The organism is Saccharopolyspora thermophila, from assembly GCF_014646075.1.
Taxonomy (GTDB): Bacteria; Actinomycetota; Actinomycetes; order Mycobacteriales; family Pseudonocardiaceae; genus Saccharopolyspora; species Saccharopolyspora thermophila.
Genome location: NZ_BMMT01000002.1, coordinates 20,497 through 39,120 on the forward strand (window position 1 = coordinate 20,497; position 18,624 = coordinate 39,120).

At 70.7% G+C, this 18,624-nt stretch carries 20 protein-coding genes; 7 read left to right on the forward strand and 13 right to left on the reverse strand.

Features of this window, described 5'->3' with window-relative positions:
- Positions 1-7: 7 nt before the first annotated feature.
- The 8 genes from IEY17_RS25180 to IEY17_RS03530 all read right to left on the reverse strand — a co-directional run bounded on the left by IEY17_RS25180 (position 8) and on the right by IEY17_RS03530 (position 6,914).
- Entirely contained in the window at positions 8-409 is a 402-nt protein-coding gene (locus IEY17_RS25180) for a TipAS antibiotic-recognition domain-containing protein (protein ID WP_188986250.1), read from the reverse strand.
- A gap of 215 nt (positions 410-624) precedes the next feature.
- Complete coding sequence (locus IEY17_RS03500; protein WP_188985424.1) at positions 625-810, reverse strand: hypothetical protein; 186 nt, start codon at positions 808-810, stop codon at positions 625-627.
- Between the two features lie 248 nt (positions 811-1,058).
- Positions 1,059-2,036 (reverse strand): ABC transporter substrate-binding protein, encoded by a 978-nt coding sequence (locus IEY17_RS03505; protein ID WP_188985426.1) that lies wholly within the window; start codon positions 2,034-2,036, stop codon positions 1,059-1,061.
- A 43-nt stretch (positions 2,037-2,079) separates the two neighbouring features.
- Complete coding sequence (locus IEY17_RS03510; RefSeq protein WP_188985428.1) at positions 2,080-3,129, reverse strand: ABC transporter permease; 1,050 nt, start codon at positions 3,127-3,129, stop codon at positions 2,080-2,082.
- Positions 3,129-3,893 (reverse strand): ATP-binding cassette domain-containing protein, encoded by a 765-nt coding sequence (locus IEY17_RS03515; protein WP_188985430.1) that lies wholly within the window; start codon positions 3,891-3,893, stop codon positions 3,129-3,131. The genes IEY17_RS03510 and IEY17_RS03515 overlap by 1 nt, the downstream gene beginning before the upstream one ends.
- Positions 3,890-4,939 (reverse strand): class I mannose-6-phosphate isomerase, encoded by a 1,050-nt coding sequence (locus tag IEY17_RS03520; protein ID WP_229679812.1) that lies wholly within the window; start codon positions 4,937-4,939, stop codon positions 3,890-3,892. Before IEY17_RS03520 ends, IEY17_RS03515 begins: the two co-directional genes overlap by 4 nt.
- Positions 4,936-5,910 (reverse strand): LacI family DNA-binding transcriptional regulator, encoded by a 975-nt coding sequence (locus tag IEY17_RS03525; RefSeq protein WP_188986252.1) that lies wholly within the window; start codon positions 5,908-5,910, stop codon positions 4,936-4,938. Before IEY17_RS03525 ends, IEY17_RS03520 begins: the two co-directional genes overlap by 4 nt.
- Before the next feature lie 605 nt (positions 5,911-6,515).
- Complete coding sequence (locus IEY17_RS03530) at positions 6,516-6,914, reverse strand: YjdF family protein (RefSeq protein ID WP_229679813.1); 399 nt, start codon at positions 6,912-6,914, stop codon at positions 6,516-6,518.
- A 252-nt stretch (positions 6,915-7,166) separates the two neighbouring features.
- On the opposite strand from IEY17_RS03530, the gene cutA reads away from it, so the two are divergent.
- Both cutA and IEY17_RS03540 read left to right on the forward strand, forming a co-directional pair.
- On the forward strand, positions 7,167-7,379 hold the full coding sequence (gene cutA / locus IEY17_RS03535; RefSeq protein ID WP_188986253.1) for a divalent cation tolerance protein CutA: 213 nt from the start codon (positions 7,167-7,169) through the stop codon (positions 7,377-7,379).
- A gap of 75 nt (positions 7,380-7,454) precedes the next feature.
- Positions 7,455-7,814: a DUF3817 domain-containing protein gene (locus IEY17_RS03540; protein ID WP_268240286.1), complete on the forward strand. Its 360-nt coding sequence runs from the start codon at positions 7,455-7,457 to the stop codon at positions 7,812-7,814.
- On the opposite strand, the gene IEY17_RS03545 is transcribed toward IEY17_RS03540, so the two are convergent.
- The gene (locus IEY17_RS03545) at positions 7,811-8,311 is read right to left on the reverse strand and encodes a MarR family winged helix-turn-helix transcriptional regulator (protein WP_188985434.1); all 501 of its coding nucleotides are present in this window, start codon (positions 8,309-8,311) and stop codon (positions 7,811-7,813) included. The genes IEY17_RS03540 and IEY17_RS03545 overlap by 4 nt on opposite strands.
- Positions 8,312-8,438: 127 nt before the next feature.
- On the opposite strand from IEY17_RS03545, the gene IEY17_RS03550 reads away from it, so the two are divergent.
- The gene (locus IEY17_RS03550) at positions 8,439-8,645 is read left to right on the forward strand and encodes a thiamine-binding protein (RefSeq protein WP_188985436.1); all 207 of its coding nucleotides are present in this window, start codon (positions 8,439-8,441) and stop codon (positions 8,643-8,645) included.
- Between the two features lie 52 nt (positions 8,646-8,697).
- On the opposite strand, the gene IEY17_RS03555 is transcribed toward IEY17_RS03550, so the two are convergent.
- Positions 8,698-8,955 (reverse strand): hypothetical protein, encoded by a 258-nt coding sequence (locus tag IEY17_RS03555; RefSeq protein WP_229679816.1) that lies wholly within the window; start codon positions 8,953-8,955, stop codon positions 8,698-8,700.
- A 327-nt stretch (positions 8,956-9,282) separates the two neighbouring features.
- Here IEY17_RS03555 and IEY17_RS03560 point away from each other — a divergent pair, with 327 nt between their 5' ends.
- Complete coding sequence (locus tag IEY17_RS03560; RefSeq protein WP_188985439.1) at positions 9,283-10,194, forward strand: tetratricopeptide repeat protein; 912 nt, start codon at positions 9,283-9,285, stop codon at positions 10,192-10,194.
- A 285-nt stretch (positions 10,195-10,479) separates the two neighbouring features.
- Here IEY17_RS03560 and IEY17_RS25740 read toward each other — a convergent pair whose 3' ends face one another.
- A complete protein-coding gene (locus IEY17_RS25740; RefSeq protein WP_188985441.1) occupies positions 10,480-11,946 on the reverse strand; it encodes a neutral zinc metallopeptidase in 1,467 nt (488 codons plus the stop codon).
- Positions 11,947-12,193: 247 nt separating this feature from the next.
- Entirely contained in the window at positions 12,194-13,417 is a 1,224-nt protein-coding gene (locus tag IEY17_RS03570; protein WP_229679817.1) for a neutral zinc metallopeptidase, read from the reverse strand.
- Positions 13,418-13,494: 77 nt separating this feature from the next.
- Here IEY17_RS03570 and glgP point away from each other — a divergent pair, with 77 nt between their 5' ends.
- From glgP to IEY17_RS03585, 3 genes are all read left to right on the forward strand, one after another.
- Positions 13,495-16,044: an alpha-glucan family phosphorylase gene (gene glgP / locus IEY17_RS03575; protein WP_188985443.1), complete on the forward strand. Its 2,550-nt coding sequence runs from the start codon at positions 13,495-13,497 to the stop codon at positions 16,042-16,044.
- A gap of 144 nt (positions 16,045-16,188) precedes the next feature.
- The gene (locus IEY17_RS03580) at positions 16,189-16,482 is read left to right on the forward strand and encodes a hypothetical protein (RefSeq protein WP_188985445.1); all 294 of its coding nucleotides are present in this window, start codon (positions 16,189-16,191) and stop codon (positions 16,480-16,482) included.
- Positions 16,483-16,570: 88 nt separating this feature from the next.
- Positions 16,571-17,143 (forward strand): TetR/AcrR family transcriptional regulator, encoded by a 573-nt coding sequence (locus tag IEY17_RS03585; RefSeq protein ID WP_188985447.1) that lies wholly within the window; start codon positions 16,571-16,573, stop codon positions 17,141-17,143.
- A gap of 260 nt (positions 17,144-17,403) precedes the next feature.
- Here IEY17_RS03585 and IEY17_RS03590 read toward each other — a convergent pair whose 3' ends face one another.
- Entirely contained in the window at positions 17,404-18,564 is a 1,161-nt protein-coding gene (locus IEY17_RS03590; protein ID WP_229679818.1) for a hypothetical protein, read from the reverse strand.
- Between the last annotated feature and the right edge of the window lie 60 nt (positions 18,565-18,624).

Sequence of the window (18,624 nt, forward strand, 5' to 3'; positions counted from 1 at the left end):
AGGGTGATCAGCGCAGGTGGGCCCAGGCGTAGGTGATCATCGCCTCGCGCATGTAGGCCGCCATGCCCTTCGGTTTCTTACGTTCGATGCGGCGGCGGAACTTCGGCTGGTTCACGTACATCTCCGCCAGTCGCAGGTAGGAGGCGCGGTCGGGCGTCCAGAAGTGGCAGATCCACTGGTAGTGCTCGTGGATGACGCGCTGGGTCCGCGGCTCGTTCTCCGGGACCCCGGTCGCGAACAGTTCGGCAATGCTGGAGCTGATCCGATTCCAGTCCTGGCCGATCCGGTGTGCCAGGGCGCGCTGCTGCTCGGGCGTGGCGGCCCCGTTGGACCCGGCGGGGGTGAGGCTCCCGATCAGCGCCGTGCCGTCCTCGACGACTTCGGCCTGGTCGAGGCCGGGTTCGCGAATGCGTTGTCCGGCTGCACAGCGTCCCTTCCTCCACTCGTGCGCGGGCTCGGCGCATGACGATCAGCACCGGCAGTGATCATCGGACCTCGGGAAGAAGGCCGTGCTCACCTGCCCGTGGCACAGTAACGGAGCAGGTTGCGTGCTGAGGGTTATTGCATGGATCCGCTATCGCCCTGTGATGCCCCCAATGTCGATCCTTCGGGTGACGGGGAGTGTCAGTCCTGTTGCGGATCTGCGGTCTCGTCGTGGTCGTCGGTGCTCGGCTGCTCGGGCGGCGCGAGGTACACCACACCGCTGTCCAGGTCGAGCGGCCCGCCCGGATCGTGCTGCTGCCCGACGCCGCTCTCGTCACCCTCGTGCTTGAGCTTTCGACCGGGGAACAGTTCGCGGAAGGCACCCATATCCCCACGGTAACGCCAGGATGGGCGCGGACGTGGCAGGAAGGTTCCCTTGTGCAGCCCAGGGGCCGGTGGGGTGACAGGAAGGTTCCCTTGCTCCACTCGGGTCCGACCGAGGCGGCAGGGCAGGAAGGTTCCCTTGGCCCGGCCGCCGGAACCAGTGCTCACGCGGTGCGGGCATGACTGCGAGTCACCCCACCAAGAAACCGAGGAGAGAGGTGCCCCGCATCCGCAACGGCCGTCCGGGGCTCTCAGCAGTGCGACTTGTAGAAGTACTGGGACTGCTGGTCCATGTTGTCCCGGGTGATCGCGATCATCTCCGTGCGGGTTTCGCGTTCCACCGGTTGGCCCTTGATCGCCGCGATGGCGCGGCGCACACCTTCCTGCCCGATGCGCGCGGGGTTCTGCGCGATCAGCGCCTGGACGCGGCCGTTGCGCAGGTCCTCGACCTGCTTGGGGCTGGTGTCGAAGCCGACCAGCTGCACCTGCCCGGACCGGCCCGCGTTGGCCAGCGCGGTCGCGGCACCCTCACCGGTGTTGAGGTTGGTGCCGAACACACCCACCAGGTCGGGGTTGGCGGCCAGCGTGGCGGACACGATCTGGGCGGCGGTGGCGGGCTCGTTGTCGGTGTACTGGGTGGGCAGCAGCCTGAGGTTGGGGTGCTTGGCGATCTCCTCCTCGAAGCCCTTCGCGCGCTCGTCGGTGGTCGAGGTGCCCGCCTTGGTGTTCAGCGCCAGCACCGAGCCGCTGCGGCCGCCGACCAGGTGCGCGAGGGTCTGCGCGGCCAGCTTGCCGCCCGCGTAGTTGTCCGAGGACAGCGAGGCGACGGCGATGGAGCGGTCCTGCAGCGCGGTGTCGACCTCGACGACCTGGATGCCGTTGTTCTTGGCCTGCTGCAGCGGTGCGGCCAGCGCCTTGTCGTCGGTCGGGGCGATGATGACCGCGCCGGGCCGGGTGCTGACGACGCTGCCGAGGATCTGGGACTGCTCCGCCTGCTCGAACTTCTCCGGCGCCTGCGCGTTGAGCTGGTAGCCCTGCGCGGCGGCTTCCTGCTGCGCGGCGCACTCCATGGACACGTAGAACGGTTCGCCGCGCATGCCGGTGATCAGGGCGAGGTTCTTGTTGTTGGGGTCGGTCTGCCCGCCGCCGGTGTCGCCGATCTGCCCGGAGCCGCAGCCCGCGAGCAGCAGCGCGGTGCCCAGCGCCAGCGCGATCCTGTGGGTTCTCATCAGCTTCGCTACCTCCACACGCCGTTGTGCCGAAGTCGTTGGGTCAGCGGTTGTTGCGCGCCCGCCGCCGGTGCTGGTCCAGCCACACCGCGGCCACCAGGACCGCGCCGACCGCGATGGGTTGCCAGAACGGCCGCACCCCGGCCATCACGAACCCGGTGTCGAGGACCGCGGGGATGAACACGCCGATGACGCTGCCGAGCACGGAGCCGATGCCGCCGAACAGGCTCGTGCCGCCGAGCACGACGGCGGCGATCGCGTTGAGGTTGTCGTTGCTGTGGCCGCTGATGGTGGTGGTGCCGAAGTAGGCCAGCGACATGAATCCGGCGAGCCCGGCCAGCAGCCCGGTCAGGGTGTAGACGGCGACCAGATGCCGGGTGACCTTGATGCCGCTGCGCCGCGCGGCTTCGGCGTTGGAGCCGATCGCGTAGGTGTAGCGGCCGAAGGCCGTGGTGTGCAGCAGCCACGCGGCCAACAGCGTGACCAGGGCGGCGAGGAGCACCAGGTTCGGCACCACGCCGAACGACGTCCCGGTGCCGAGGGTGTGGCGCAGCGCGGCGGGCACGGTGCGCACGTCGACGCCATTGGTCAGCAGCTGCGCGGCACCGAGTGCCGCCCCGAACGAGCCGAGCGTGACGATCAGTGCCGGGACCCGCGTGACGGCGACCAACACGCCGTTGAGCACGCCCCAGGCCGCGCCGCCGACGAGCGCCACCAGCAGGCCGATCAGGATCACGTCCCAGCCCGCGGCGGTGGCGTCACCGCCGCTGAGCCGCTCCATGGTCTGCGCCGACACCACCCCGGCGAACACCAGAACCGAGCCGACCGACAGGTCGATACCGGAGGTGATGATCACGAACGTCATGCCGACAGCGAGCATCAGCAGCGGCGCGGCCTGCACCAGCAACGTCTGGGCGTTGAACAGGGTGGGGAACGCGTCGGGACGGATCACGCTGAACAGCACGCACAACGCGACGAGCACCAGCCCCGTCCACACCGTGTTGGAGCCCGCCAGCCGCGCCCCGAGACCCTTGCCCGCTGCCCCGGCCGGCGCGTCCGCAGTGGACTCTCGAGTTTCCTGCTCGGTGGCCATCAGTTCGCGTCCTCCTGCGACAGTGCACCGGTCATGGCTGCGACCAGGTCCTCCAGGCTCGCCTCGGCGGCGTTGAACCGCGCTACCCGGGTGCCCAGGCGCAGCACCTCGACCCGGTCGGCCACCGACAGCACCTCGGGCATGTTGTGGCTGATCAGCACGACGGAGATCCCGGTGTCGCGAACCCGCCGGATCACGTCCAGCACCCGTTCCCGCTGCACCACGCCCAGCGCCGCGGTGGGCTCGTCCATGAAGACGAGCTTCTCGGCCCACGCCACCGACCGAGCCACCGCGACGCTCTGCCGCTGGCCGCCCGACAGTGAGCCGATCGGCACGGACAGGTCCGGCAGCGACACCCCGAACCGGGCGAAGTGCTCGGCCGCCTGCTCCCGCATCGTCGCCTTGTCCAGCATGCCCAGCCGCCCCAGCAGCCCGGGGCGGCGGATTTCCCGCCCGAGGAACAGGTTCGCGGCCGGGTCCAGGTCCGGGGCTACTGCGAGGTCCTGGTAGGCGGTTTCGATGCCGTGGGCGCGGGCGGTGGTGGGCGAGTCCAGCACCACCGGCGATCCCGACACCAGGATCTGCCCAGAATCCGGTTGTTCCACCCCGGAAAGGCATTTGACCAGCGTCGACTTGCCCGCGCCGTTGTCGCCGATCAGAGCGACGACCTCGCCCGGGTACACGGTGAACGCCGCGCCGCGCAGCGCTTCGACGCTCCCGTAGCGCTTGATGAGATCGCGGGCCTCCAGCAGCGGTTCGCTCACCTGCGGCTCCCGGGCTCGGGGGGACGGCAGTGCACCACCGTGAGGTCGCCTTCGAGTCGCGCCGCGCCGGCGGCGTGCGCGACGACGACGGTGCTGCCGCGGTGCAGGTCCAGGTCGACGCCCTCGTCGGACCGCAACTTCCCGCTGCCGTCGAGCACGACGAGGACCCCGAAGGACGGTTCGAGGTCGACCGCGCCGCGCAGCCGGTCGGCCCGGAAGAAGGGGGCGGCGTCCTCGGCCAGCAGCGGCACCCGCGCCGCGTCCTGATCGGCGGTGTGCCTGATCAGCGACGACAGGACGGCGTCGTCGAAACCGGAGCGGTTCACCGTCTCCAGCGCGGACCGCTGGTCCAGGCCGAGGAAGGCGCTTTCGGTGTCGGCGAGGAAGCCCTGCCATTCCAATGTGATCGAGAAGTCCGTCGGCTGCTGCAGCTCGACGATGAACACGCCCGCACCGATCGCGTGCGGAGTGCCTGCCGGGACATGCACGGTGTCGCCGGGGCGCACCGGGATCTCGTTGAGCGAGCCGAGCATCGCCGAGGAGTCCTGGGTGGCGACCCACTCGGCCACCACCTCGGGCGCCACGTCCTCGCGGAATCCCAGGTAAACCACGGGGTTGGCGCCGCTGGTGCCGACGACCACCCACGCCTCGGTCTTGCCGAACCGCGACCCCAGGTGCTGCCGAGCGAAGGCGTCGGACGGGTGACAGTGCACCGGCAGCCGCTGCCCGGCGTCCAGCAGCTTGACCAGCAGGGCGGTGCTGTCGCCGAACTCGGCCACGTGCTCGCGGCCCAGCCACCACTCGGGCGCGGCCCGCACCGCATCCCGCAGCCAGCGCCCGTCGGGCAGCCGCGACAGCCCCGACTCGGCGTGACCGAACCGGGTGGTCGTGGACGCCACCCAGTCCTCCGGGCCGTACTCGCGGTCGTCCTCGCCGCCGCGCAGCGCCGCGATCGACGCACCGCCGCGGTAGAACTGCTGCGGCTGGTTCGCCGGGAGCGCGATCGCACGCGCTGCCCCGGATTGCTCACTGTGGACTGAACTCACCGTGCTACCTCTCCAGATCCTCGGGCCAGCAGCCGAGTGGGGATGACGATGCGGCGCGGCGGCGACCGGTCGCCGTCCAGGCGCGCCAGCAGCAGCTCGGCCGCCGAGCGGCCCAGCTCCCAGGTGTCGTGCATGATCACGGAGATCGGCGGATCCAGCAGGTCGGCGAGTTCGAAGTCGTCGAAACCGACCAGCGCCGGACGTTGCGGCTGGTGGACCAACGCCCGCAGCGCCTGAATGGTGATGCGGTTGTTGCCGGTGACCAGGGCCGTCGCGCGGCTGAGCGTGGTGCGCAACGCCTGCGCCACCGACTCGTCGGTGTGCGGACCCATCGCCACCAGATCAGGCGAGAACGGCACCCCGGCCTGGGCGCAGCCCTCCCGGAAGCCGCGCAGGCGCTCGGCCGCGGTGTAAATGGCCGGGGAGTCGCCGAGGAATCCGATGTCTCGGTGCCCGTGCTCGGCCAGGTGGTGGACGGCCAGCGCGGTGCCGCCCGCGTTGTCGATCAGGACCGTGTCGGCGTACAGGTTGCCGGGCGGGCGGTCCACGAACACCACCGGTGTTCCCGCGTTCATCTCGTGCGCGATGTAGCCGTGCTGGTGCCCGGCCGGGACCACGAGCAGCCCGTCGACGCGGCGAGCGCAGAACTCCAGCACCAGCTCGCGCTCCCGCGCGGGGTCCTCATCGGACGAACCGGTCAGCACCTGCCTGCCCTGGACGCGCGTGACCTCCTCCACCGCCCGCGTCAGCACCGAGTAGAACGGGTTCGCCAGGTCCTCCAGCACCAGGCCCACCGTGCCGGTGCCGGTGCCTCGGCGCAGGTTGCGGGCGCCCAGGTTGCGGCGGAAGCCCAACTGGTCGATCGCGGTCAGTACCCGCTCCGCGGTCGCCGGGTGCACGCCCGGTTCGGCGTTGACCACCCGCGACACGGTTTTGATGCTCACGCCGGCCAGCCGCGCCACGTCGTTCATCGTGGCGCGCTTGACGTTCCCGGACTCAGACAACGTTGTCATGGCGCCCGGCATTGCACCTTAACCCGCCGTGCCGTGTCAATGCCGTTGCTGCGCCAAGTCGCCCCGGACCCGCCGACCGGCCCAATTCCCGGGAGGCGGAACGGCAGAAAAGTTCCCTTCCTCGCACTCGCCGCCGGGATGGCAGAAAGGATCCCTTGCCCGCCACGCCTCCCCCAGTGGCAGAAAAGTTCCCTTGCTCCACCGCCCCGGTGAGCTGGCAGAAAAGTTCCCTTCCTGCGCAAACGCTGACCGCCCGGTGACAGGAAAGTTCCCATGCTCCGGGCCCGCTGGGCAGGCCGGGAATGCCTGGTGGCGGTCAAGTCGGCGGCCGGCCGCATCCGCTTCCGCGCAACGGCATCCCGCGCTGGCGGAACCGGACAGAAAAGATGTTCCGAATCAACCCCGGTGCCGCCGAGTCGCGACGGTGGAGTCCCTGCCTGACAAGGTTGTCGAAGCGAGGAGGCGGCGATGGACAAGGGCACATCCCCGTGGGTCGTGCTGCGCGCTCGGTGGCGCGGGCCGTCGGGGGTGGCCTGCTGGCGCCGGCGCCGGTGAACCGCTGGTCACCGGCCGCGGTGCCGCGCCTTGGCCTTGGCCCGTGCGATGTCGCGTCGGCGCCGGGCTTCCTCCGCCCGGCGCTGTTTCCGCGCGGCCTTGTTCTCGACCGCGCGGGCGGCGATCGACTCTTTGAGTGCCCGCTGGGCGGCGGTGCCGACAACGGTCTGCTGCTCGCGTCGTGGCAGGCGGCGTCGGCGCGGCTCGTCGCGGCCGTCGTCGGCGACCGCGGGTGCCGCGTGCGCGCGCCGGGCCAGCTCGGCGAATCCTGGCCCGGCGGCGAATTCCACCAGTTCGGCGTTGGTGGGTTCGGCGCCGAAGACGTGCTGGGCCGCGCGGACGAGTCCGGCTTCGCGGATCTCGTAGACGCCGACCCAGAACTGGCCGTTGTGGAAGAGTGTGAACATCCCGCTCACGGAAACCTACCTCCAGGCATGACGAATCAGCCTGGCTGCACTGGTTTCCCTGCCCGTCCAGGGACAACGAGCCGGGGTGGGCTGCCACCACCGCCGACCGCCCGGGCTACCAACCGGGCCGCGAGGTTCGTCCAGCCAAGAAAGCGCTTGACCGCCCCAGTCTAGGAGACCCGCGAGCGCCGGGACCAGCGATTTTTCAATCGCGCACTTCGAGTGGTGTCGGCATCCGCGACCTCGGCGAGGGTGGGGTCACACGGCCGTCGGCCTCCGGAGAGCGCGACGCGGCGCGATGCCGAGTGGCAGGTGCAGATCAGGACCGCGGCGGATCGGCTGCCCGCGCTGGTCGAGTACCTCAGGACCCGCCTCGGCGACGACGTACCGGAGATCATTGCCTCGCAAATCGTTCGCCGGCGCCCGGACCACCTGTCGTGGGTGGACGAGCAGACCCGCTCATAACGGACCGGTCGGGGTGTGACCGCCGCCACCGGGCACACTCGCAAGGAGGTCCGCTGGAACGGAAGTGGGTGTGACGTGCCGCGTACGTATGCCGGATGGTTTCGGTTGGTGGCCATCGCCGAGGCGTTCTCCTGGATCGGTCTGCTGGTGGCGATGGCCTTCAAGTACGGGCTGCACCTGTCGCTGGGCGTGACGGTGATGGGCTGGGTCCACGGGCTGGTGTTCACCGCCTACGTGGTGGCCTGCCTGGTGGTGTTCAGCCCGCTGCGGTGGCGGTTCGGCGTGCTGGTGCTGGCCGTGGTGGCGTCGGTACCGCCGCTGGCCTCGCTGTGGTTCGAGCGGTGGGCGAACAAGCGCGGCCTGCTGGTGGAGCCGGACTCTGACGAGCCGACGTTCTGGGGCCGTGTCCGGTATGCGCTGCGCGAGCTGAACTAGAAGTCGCCGGCCGCGTGCCGGACCTTGCCGAGCAGTTCGGTCAGCTGCTGGGTCTGCCGCTCGGTGATGCCGCGCAGCCCGAAATCGATCTCGGTGACCGCCTCGGTGGCCTTCTTCATCAGGTCGCGGCCGTCCTCGGTGATCTCCACCAGGGTGGTGCGGCGGTCGGTGGGGTGCGGTACCCGCTGCACCAGTCCGTCCTGCTCCAGGCGGTCGACGATGTTGGTGACGCTGGTCGGGTGCAGCTGGAGCCGGTCGCCCATGACCCGCATCGGCAGGCTGCCGCGCCGCGAGAACGTCAGCAGCACCAGCGCTTCGTAGCGGGCGAACGTCAGGTTGTACGGGCGCAGCGCGTTGTCGACTGCGGACTGCAGGATTTGCTGCACCCGCATCACGCTGGTGACCGCGGCCATCGTCGTGGACGGGCCCACCCGCTCGGCCCAGATCTCGGCCGCGCGAGCGATGGGGTCGAAGGGCAGGGGGCTACGGGCGCTCATGGTGTTCGACGCTAGCAGCGGTGACCCGCTCGGTTGATGGCTGTGGGGCTGCGGTGCGTGATTTCCGCGGCGGAGAGCATGATCGGGGCGACGGCGCAGGACCGATCGTCGAGGAGGAGGAGCGCACGTGCTGGTGGCGTTCAGCGTGGCACCGAGCGGTGCCGGGGACAGCGTCAGCGAGGCGGTGGCCGCTGCAGTGAAGGTGGTGCGGGAGTCCGGGCTGCCGCACGCACCGCGCACCAGCCTGGTGCTCAAAGCCGACATCCGCCCCGGCTACACGAACCAGCTGCAGGAGAAGGTGCGGCGGGTCGAGGAGCACCTGTCGCGGGAGTGACCGATGAGAACCGGGGGTGGCAGTGGTGCCACCCCCGGTTCTCGAGGCTTGCTCAGCTGACCTTCAGGTGGTCCACGACCGGGGCGTTGGCGCAGCCGTTGACCTGCGGCGACAGGATCGGCACGACGACGCCGATGACGGCGCCGACGTTGTTGCCGCACGCCTGCACCGGGACGGCGCTGATGTTGTTGTCGTCGACCGCGTTGATGCCGTTGTTGGTGGCGCTGTCCGCGAAGGCGGCGGTGCCCAGGCCCATCACGCCGAGGGCGGCGGCACCAGCGACACCGGCAACACGGGTTGCAATACGCACTTTTTCGTACCTCTCGTTGAACTACTGGCCAGAGGTCCCCCACCGGAGGCCCTGCGGGCCCGCGGAGGGGCGGTGGTCCCTCGCGGGCTCCCTGTCCCCTTCGGTGATCAAGGTCCGCGGACTTGAGAGATCGACCAGCAAGGCCACCTTTTCGAGTGGCAGGTGTTCATGTGTTCGAGTTGATCTGGGTCCGATCGGGCGTGTCGTGCTTCGGCGGTGGTGGTGCGATATCGGCCGCCCAGCCGCCGCGCGCCTGGCGCGGCGTGTCAGGATGGTGGCGTGACGAGGCCGGATCCACGCCAGAACGCAGCCGCAATGTCCGCCGCGATGGCGGGCGCAGTCGATCTGTCGGCGCTCAAGAGCCGGGCCGAAGCCGCTGCTCGGGCCGCGGCCGCCCCCAAGTCGCCCAGCGGTGGCGGTGGAGCCGCCGCGACGGTCGTCGACGTCACCGAGGCCACCTTCCAGGCCGAGGTGATCGACAGGTCCATGCAGGTCCCGGTGGTCGTCGACCTGTGGGCGACCTGGTGCGGGCCGTGCAAGCAGTTGTCCCCGGTGCTGGAGAAGCTCGCGCAGGAGGGTAACGGCGCCTGGGTGCTCGCCAAGATCGACGTCGACGCCAACCCGCGCATCGCGCAGCTGTTCCAGGTGCAGTCGGTGCCGATGGTGATCGCCATCGCCGGTGGGCAGCCGGTGGACGCGTTCGCCGGGGCCCAGCCGGAGCCGCAGCTCCGCCAGTGGATCAGCTCGTTGCTCAACGCGCTGCGCGACCAGCTGCCCGGCATCCGGGCCGCCGAGCAGGGCGGGCCGGGGGCCCCGGCGGAGGAGCCGGAGGACCCGCGGTTCACCGCCGCCGAGGAAGCTCTCGAGCGGGGCGACTACGCCGCCGCGGAGGCCGCCTACCAGAAGATCCTCGACGCCGAGCCGAACAACGAGCAGGCGAAGGCCGCGCTGGCGCAGGTCCGCTTCAGCGCCCGCGCCGAGCAGGCCGACCCGGGCGCGATCGAGCGGGCGGACGCGGCCCCGGACGACATCGACGCGCAGCTCGCTGCGGCCGACGCCGAGGTCGCCACCGGCAAGGTGGCGGAGGGCTTCGACCGGCTGGTGCGCGCGGTGAAGCGGACGTCCGGTGACGAGCGCGACCGCATCCGCCGCCACCTGCTGGAGATGTTCGAGGTGTTCCCGGACGGTGACGAGCGCGTCATCGCCGCCCGCCGCGCGCTGGCCAACGCCCTGTTCTGAACGCGTTCACCTGATCACGCCGTGGGTGGAGGGCCCTCGACCGAGCAGTTCGGGTGGTCAGGTCCTCCACCGCGACGCCGTTCGTGCGCAGGTGGGCCGCCACGTCCCGGATGATCATCATCTGGCGGACGAGGTCGCGGGCGGTGGTACAACACCATTTGGTCGCGCCAGGTAGCCTTCCCGGTCCGGATGCCTGGTCCGTGGGCCGCCCGGAACCGCTGCGCGTTGGCCCGGAGACACGACTGCGGTGCCGCCCGAGGACGACACCGCAGCACTCCGGTCAGCTCAGCCGCCGTACTTCGTCGTGCACGGGGCCATGCCCTCCTGGACGCCGATCCGGAACGCCTCGACGCGGGCGAACCCGACCGACACCTGGTCACCGTTGACGTTCGCCGCGATCAGGCTGTCGTCCCCGAGCAGCGCGGACACGCCCTCGTCAATGTCCTGCGGCACGATCCGCAGCTGCCCCACCGGGTTGCGCTGCCCGATCGGGTCCTCCACCAGCAGGCCGCTCCACGCCCCGACCAGGCAGGCGGTGCGCAGGCCCGCGGCCTCGTCGTCGAGCGGCAGGCCCGCCGCTTTCTGCACCGACAGCGCGTACCGGGAGGCGACCTGCGCGTATGCGGCGAAGTCGCCGTACCCGGCGGACTCGGCGTTCTTGTTCGGCGGTTGGGCGATCTTCTGCAGCTCCGGCAGGTTCAGCGACACCGTGTTCGTGGTCGGGCAGTAGGAGGCCGGCGACGTCGGCGGTGTGCCCCCGCAGGACTGCGGCTGCTCGACGATCTTCGGCGGTTCGGCGCCCGTGTCGCGGAACACCGCGCGCAGGCTCTGCTCAACGGCGTTCAGGCTGCGCTCGTCGACCGGTAGGTCGGTGTCCTGCTCCTCCTTCCAGGACTGGAACAGCGTGGTGCGCTTCTTGACGTCATTGGGATCCATCTTCGCGCAGCGCTGCGGGCCCTCGCTGAAGCCGTACTGGAACGCCGTGACCCGGTCGAACGCGCTGCCGTGCGCGTTGGCGCCGGTGAAGTCGGACCTGCCGGGCGCGTCGCGGATGAAGCTCAGCACGCCCATGACCTCGTTGAGGCCCTGGCCGGTGGAGACCTGGAAGTACTCCGAGGAGCCCTCGGCGACGTGCCGGAAGTACGCGCCGGTGAAGCAGTCCGCCTGCTGCTCCAGCACGATGACCGGGTCGTTGGCGCTGGCCGTGCCCGCGCGGTGCTGCACGGCGTGGCCCATCTCGTGTGCGAGGACCGCCACCACGGCCATCGGCCCGAAGCTGTTGTGCAGCTGCGGGAGTAACTCGCCGCGGTCCCAGGCGATGACGTCCTCGGAAGGGCAGTAGAAGGCGTTGACCATCCCCGCGGTGCTGCCGCCACACAGCTGCATGCCCGGACCGGACGAGTCGTAGGAAGCCAGCCGCCTGACCGGCTGGAACCGCTTGCCGCCGAACGTTTTCGGAAACACCTCGGCCCAGTAGTCCTCGACGTCCGAGACCGCGTTGCGCGCCAGCTTGTCCATCGCGCCGTTGTCGGTGCCCTCGACGGGCAGCGAGGATTCGGGCGCACCGTCCTTCGGTCCGCTCGGGCCGTTGGTGACCGGCAGCCCGGCCACCTCGGTGGTCGAATAGCCGCCGAGCGTGGTCGGGATGCCGCTGATCGTCTGGGAGCACCCGCCGACGAGTGCGACGCATGCGAGCGCGGAGACCGCCGTGCCGAACTTCCGCCGCCGGTTGCCTGTCGATTCCCGTAACACTGACGCGCCCCATCCCTGAAGGTGCCGACATCCTCCTGCCGGGCCCTGCGCCGCCCGGTGCCCGACGAAGCCTATCGGTTGACGATCGACTTCCACGGCGGATCTCACCGGATTCCGGCCGGGGTGCAGTGACAGGAAGGTTCCCTTGCGCACGTCACCCCGGCCCCGGGTGGCGGGAAGGTTCCCTTGCGCACGTCACCCCGGCCCCGGGTGGCAGGAAGGTTCCCTTGCTCGTGTCGCACCTGTTTCAGAGGCCGCAGGCGGTGGTGCCGTGCACTGCTCCGGTGCGGAAGGCGGCGATACGGTCGAACCCGGTCATCGTTGTCGGGGTGACGTCGCCGGACGTGAGCATGATGTCCACCGCCTCGTCCAGGTCGCCGGGGGAGAGTTCGGGCTGCGCCGCGGTGTAGGCGCCGGTGAGGCACATGATCTGCCGGGCGTCGGCGGGACGGTCGAGCGAGGCGAGCGCGGCTTGTGCGTACCGCGACGCGAGCAGCGTCGTCACCGCCTGGTCGCCGATGTCATGGTGCGGCCCGGCGAGGGCCTCGCGGTCGGCGGCCACCGTCGGCGGGGGCGCGCAGAACGCGACCGGACCCGCCTTCCCCGGGCAGCTGGCGGAGCGGACCGGTGGGGTCCAGCGCCCGCCCCGCCGGGTGACGAGATCGCCGAACCAGGACGCCACGCCGTCGGCGCGCAGCACCTCGTCCAGCGGTTGGTTCGGGTCGGCCGCCGTGGACGCGGTCAGCCCGGCTTCGACCAGGTTCGCGCAACGCCGCGGGCCGTGAGAGAAGCCGTCCTGGAACGCCGAGATCCGGTCGAATGCGGTCCCGTGCTCGGGGGTGGTGGTGCCCACGGGGTCGCGGAACAGGGTGATCGCGCGCATCGCCGCGTCGAGCTGTTCGGCGCTGATTCGCAGGTGCGGTGCCCGCCCGTCCGCGACCCAGCGGGTGAAGGAACCGGAGTAGCAGTCGGCCATGGTCTCCATCCGCAGCGCGTCCTCCGCGCCGCCGACGTTCATCCCGGCGCGTGCCTGCACCGCGTGCCCGAGCTCGTGCGCGAGCACCACCACGACGGCTGCGTCGCCGTAGTGCTCGCGCAGCACCGGCAGCAGGGCCGCGCGGTCCCAGGCGATGGCGTCGACGGTGGCGCAGTAGAAGGCGTTGCCCTCGACGTCCCTGACGTCGGCCGCGCACGGCGGGGCCTTGCCGGTGCCCGCGGTGTCGACGGAGAAGAACCCGCCGTCGATGTCGCGCCAGGGGGTGCCGAACAGCGCCGGGTACTGCTGCGCCCAGTACTGCTGGGCGTCGGTGACCGCGGTCGCCGCGAGCCGGTCGACGTCACCGTGGTCGGTGCCGTGCACGAAGGACGGGTCGACCGTGGTCTCGGCCACAGGCGGCGGTTCGGGCGGCGCGGCGGAGCAACCGCAGGTGATCACCACGACCAGCACCGCGACGAGTCGGAACACACGCACGCCACTTAGCTTCCCACCGGTCGGCGACGCTGGTACCGGCGCACGGTCCGGTCGGTTCCGAGATATGGTCCGCTCCCGTGAGAGCCGTCCACCGCTTCACCGTGCGCGCCCACCTGCCCGAGCCGTTGAGCGCCCTGGGCACGTTGGCGACCAACCTCCGCTGGACCTGGCACCCGCCGACGCAGGACCTGTTCGCTGCGGTCGACCCGCAGGTGTGGTCCGCTGTGGGCGGTGACCCGCTGCGCCTGCTGGCGGAGGTCCCGGCCGAGCGGTTGCGCCAGCTGGCCGGCGACGAGGACTTCCTGGCCCGCACCCGCGCCGTCGCTGACGACCTGCGCCGCTACCTGACGGTGCCGCGCTGGTACCAGCAGCGGGAGGACGAGGGCGCGAGCCTGCCGACCTGTGTGGCGTACTTCTCGATGGAGTTCGGCCTCACCGAGGCGCTGCCGAACTACTCCGGTGGGCTGGGTGTGCTGGCCGGTGATCACCTGAAGTCGGCGTCGGACCTGGGCGTGCCGATGATCGGGGTGGGCCTGCTGTACCGGTCGGGGTACTTCCGGCAGGCGTTGTCGGCGGAGGGCTGGCAGGTCGAGCACTACCCGGTGCTGGATCCGCGCGGCCTGCCGCTGGAGATGCTGACCGCGCCGTCGGGGCAGCCGGTTCTGGTGCGGATCGCGATGCCCGGCGGGCGCACCCTGCACGCGCGGATCTGGAAGGCGCAGGTCGGCCGGGTTCCGCTGCTGCTGCTGGACAGCGACCTGCCGGAGAACGACGACGACCTGCGCAGCACCACCGACCGGCTGTACGGCGGGGACGCCGAGCACCGGATCCGGCAGGAGATTCTGGCCGGGATCGGAGGCATGCGCGCGGTGCGCGCGTACTGCGAGCTGACCGGCCATCCGCAGCCGGAGGTGTTCCACACCAACGAGGGACACGCCGGGTTCCTGGGGTTGGAGCGGGTGCGGGAGCTGCTGGAGGACCCGGGGCTGCAGTTCGACGAGGCGGTGGCCGCGGTGCGGGCGGGCACCGTGTTCACCACGCACACCCCGGTCCCGGCGGGGGTGGACCGGTTCCCGGTGGACCTGGTGCGGCACTACTTCGGCGACGGTTCGGCGCACGCGCTGCTGCCCGGCATCCCGACCGACCGGGTGCTGGCGCTGGGCGCCGAGGACAACCCGGGCATGTTCAACATGGCGCACATGGGGTTGCGGCTGGCGCAGCGCGCCAACGGGGTGTCGGAGCTGCACGGCAAGGTCATCCGCAAGATGTTCCGCAACCTGTGGCCGGGTTTCGGCACCGAGGAGATCCCGATCACCTCGGTCACCAACGGGGTGCACGGGCCGACCTGGTCGGCGCGGGAGCTGGGCAAGCTGCTCGGCCAGTCCGAAATGGACAGCGGGGCCGGGTTGCGCGGGATGGAGCCGGTCAGCGACTCGCTGCTGTGGGAGCTGCGCTGCTCGCTGCGGCAGCGGCTGGTGGACGAGGTGCGCCGCCGACTGCGGGTCGCGTGGTTGCAGCGCGGCGCCTCGGACCTGGAACTGGGCTGGTGCGACTCGGTGTTCGACCCGGACGTGCTGACCATCGGGTTCGCCCGCCGGGTCCCGACCTACAAGCGGGCGACGTTGATGCTGCGCGACACCGAGCGGTTGCGGGAGCTGCTGCTGGACCCGGACCGGCCGGTGCAGATCGTGGTCGCGGGCAAGTCGCATCCGGCCGACGAGGGCGGCAAGGCGATGATCCAGCAGATCGTGCGGTTCGCCGACCAGCCGGACGTGCGGCACCGCATCGTGTTCCTGCCTGACTACGACATGTCGCTGGCCCGGTACCTGGTGTCGGGCTGCGACGTGTGGCTGAACAACCCGGTGCGCCCGCTGGAGGCGTGCGGCACGTCGGGGATGAAGGCGGCGCTCAACGGCGTCCTGAACCTGTCGGTGCGGGATGGCTGGTGGGACGAGATGTTCGACGGACACAACGGGTGGGCGATCCCGAACGCGGAGGGGGTCAGCGACCCGAACCGGCGGGACGACCTGGAGTCGGCGGCGCTGTACGAGCTGATCTCCGAGCACGTGGCGCCGATGTTCTATGAGCGCAACACCGACGGCGTGCCGGGCAAGTGGATGTCGATGGTGCGACACACGCTCGCCACGCTGGGGCCGCGGGTGCAGGCGTCCCGCATGATCCGCGAGTACGTCGACCACCACTACACCCCGGCGGCGCAGTCGGTGCGCGCGGTGACCGCGGACGGGTTCCGCGGGGCGCGGGAGATCGCGAACTACCGGGCGCGGTTGCAGGCGGCGTGGACGTGGGTGCGCGTCAGCGAGACCGAAATGGTGGTGGACGATGACACGCCGCTGCTCGGCGGCCAGGTGACCGTGCGGGCGCGGGTGGACCTCGCCGGGCTGGACCCGTCCGATGTGGACGTCGAGGTGGTGGTGGGCCGAGTCGATGACTCGGACGTGCTGCACGATTTCGTAACGGAGTCGATGCACCCGGTGGCGGACGGCCGCTACGAGGCGGCGGTGACCCTGCCGCACGCGGGCCCGGCGGGATACACGGTCCGGGTCCTGCCCCGGCACCCGCTGCTGTCCGGACCTGCGGAACTCGGCAAGGTCGTCCTCGCGGGCTGAGCAGGACTGGTGCACACCCCTCCTCGGTTCGATGAGGAGGCTTTCACGAAGTCCTCACGCTGAGCTCACGCTCATGACCGAGCGTAGTGACTGGTGTCGGGATCGGCATCGTTCGCAGTGAGCTTGGTGTTCCTGGAGGGTGTTGTGACTGTCCTGCGCATGCTGGCCGTGCTGTCCGTCCTCGGTGGCGTCGTGTCGTCGGCGGTGGTGTGGTCGCACGGTCATCCGCACGACGTGTGGTCGCCGTGGACGTTGCTCGATCTCGTCGCGGCCGGTGCCATGCTGGCCGGTCTGCGCTATGTGAACCGGCTGATCAGCGCGGAGCCGCCCGCGGCGAGGTTGGCGGCGGTGCTCGCTGAGACGGGCGTGGTGCGGGCGGGCGGGGGAGCGCTCCACGGCCGACGTGCGCGTCAGGCCCGGGCGAGGGCCGCGCAGTAGCCAAGCAACATCGGCTGGTTGGTTTCCAGCGGTCCCGCCAGCGATCGATGTCAACCGGTTGGTTGGTAGCCGGGGTACAGTTCGTGGTGTGTCCCGCAATGCTGAAGCCACCCGGGCCCGCATCTTCGAGGCGGCGATCGCCGAGTTCGCCGCCCACGGCATCGCCGGGGCGCGCGTCGACCGCATCGCCCAGCAGGCGAAGGCCAACAAGCAGCTGATCTACGCGTACTACGGCAGCAAGGACGAACTGTTCACCGCGGTGCTGGAGCGCACCATGGCCGAACTGGCTGCGGAAGTCCCCATCGACGGCGGCGATCTGCCCGGCTACGTCGACCGCATCGCCCAGTACCACAGGAAACACCCGCACGTGCTGCGCCTGCTGCTCTGGGAGTCGCTGGAGCGCGGCGACTCCGGCGTCGTCTCCGAGTCCGAGCGCACCGCGCACTACCGGGAGAAGGCCGAGAGCGTCCGCCACGCCCAGGACAGCGGCAAGGTCACCACCGAGTTCGACCCCGGGATGCTCGCGCTGCTGTCCATCGGCATGATCAGCTGGCCGCTCGCGGTTCCGCAGCTGCGCCGGATGATGCTCGGGGACGCGAAGTTCGGCGATCTGCGGGACGCGGCCCGCAAGGCGGTCGCCCGGCTCGCCGAACCCCGCTGACCCCGCGGCGTCAACGGGGTGATCCCGGGTGGGCCGTTGCGCCGACCCCCGTTGCGGCGTCGCGTGCCAGGCTGCTGTTGGGGATGCAAACTCCGGCCACTGTGGACGGTAGGGTGTCCGTACCGGTGCTGGAGCCGGTGTTGCGTGGCATCGGCCCCGACACGTTCCCGCTGGAGGAAGCGGCGAGCGCGCGCGGATCGGCGAAACCGGCGGCACCGTCGACTCGTGCTCGAGATGCGGTGACGGGCCGGCTCCCGCGGTCACGCCACGGACAGCCGCTGCCTGGTTTCGGCGACCCGCGGCGACCAGGGAGCCAGCTCCTCGGCCCGGGCGAGGGCCTCCCGCGCCGCTGCGTTGTTGCGGCAGGCCATGTGCGCCCGGGCCAGCGTCGCCAGGTCGTCGGCACGGGACAGCGGCGTGTGGTTGTACTCCGCGCCGGTCGCCGCGAGCCTGACCGCTGTCTCCGCGTCGCCCTCCAGCAGCGCGAGTAACCCGTTGGTGCCCCTGAGCTCGAATTCCGGGTAGCCCAGCTCGACGGCGTCCTGCAGCGCCTTCTTCGCGGTCGGCAGCAGCGTCTCAGCCGGGAGCTGCCCGGCCTCCACGGCCTTGAAGCCCAGTCCAGCCAAGCCCACCAACAGGTAAGACATCTTGCGCGGCGGGATGTTGTCGTGCTCCGACAAGTACTTCAGCAGCATCAGCACCCCGGGCGCGTACTCGCCGCGCGCCTCCAGCACCGAAATTCGGCACGACACCGTCACGGACAACCCGGGGTGCTGCTCGGCGAGCACATCGGCGAACTCCTGCGCGCGGTCGATCTGCCCTACTCGCAGCGCCTCGTAAGCGCGGGCAGCCACGGGTGCGGCGACGAACTCCTCCCGCTCCGCGCCCTTCAGCCGGGGCAGCGAGAACAGTATCCAGCCCGTGGAGGTCATCAGCGGAACCCGCTGCGGCCACAGCTTGTAGAGCATCAGCGGCGTCGCGGCGAGCACGAATCCGCGACCGAACGGGTCATCGGCCAGCAACCACGCCGCCGCCACCACCGCGAGCCCGACCAGCGCCGACACCAGCCCCGCCAACCAGCAACGGAGGATCACCGGAGACCGCCACGGACCGATCTGCGCGCGCAGGGTGACCGGCAATGCGCGCAACGTGAACCTCACGCGCCGCGGCGTCCACGAAGCCACCTCCCGCATCCCGCCGAAGATCACATGGCGGACGCGCAGCCCGAACACCACCGATCCGACGATCAACCCCAGCTGGGTCGCCATGGGCAGCAGCACCACCCCGGCGAGAGCCCCCAGCCACCCCAGGGTGGTTCCGGTGAAACCGGTCTCGGCGATGAACTCCACCACCGCCACGGCGACCCCGCCCACGACGGTGCACACGACCCACGGCCGCAACAACAGGCTCTGCGCTCCCACAAACCCGGAAGCCTACGGGACGAAACCCCACCCCACCCCCGGTTCCAACCAGCCCGAACC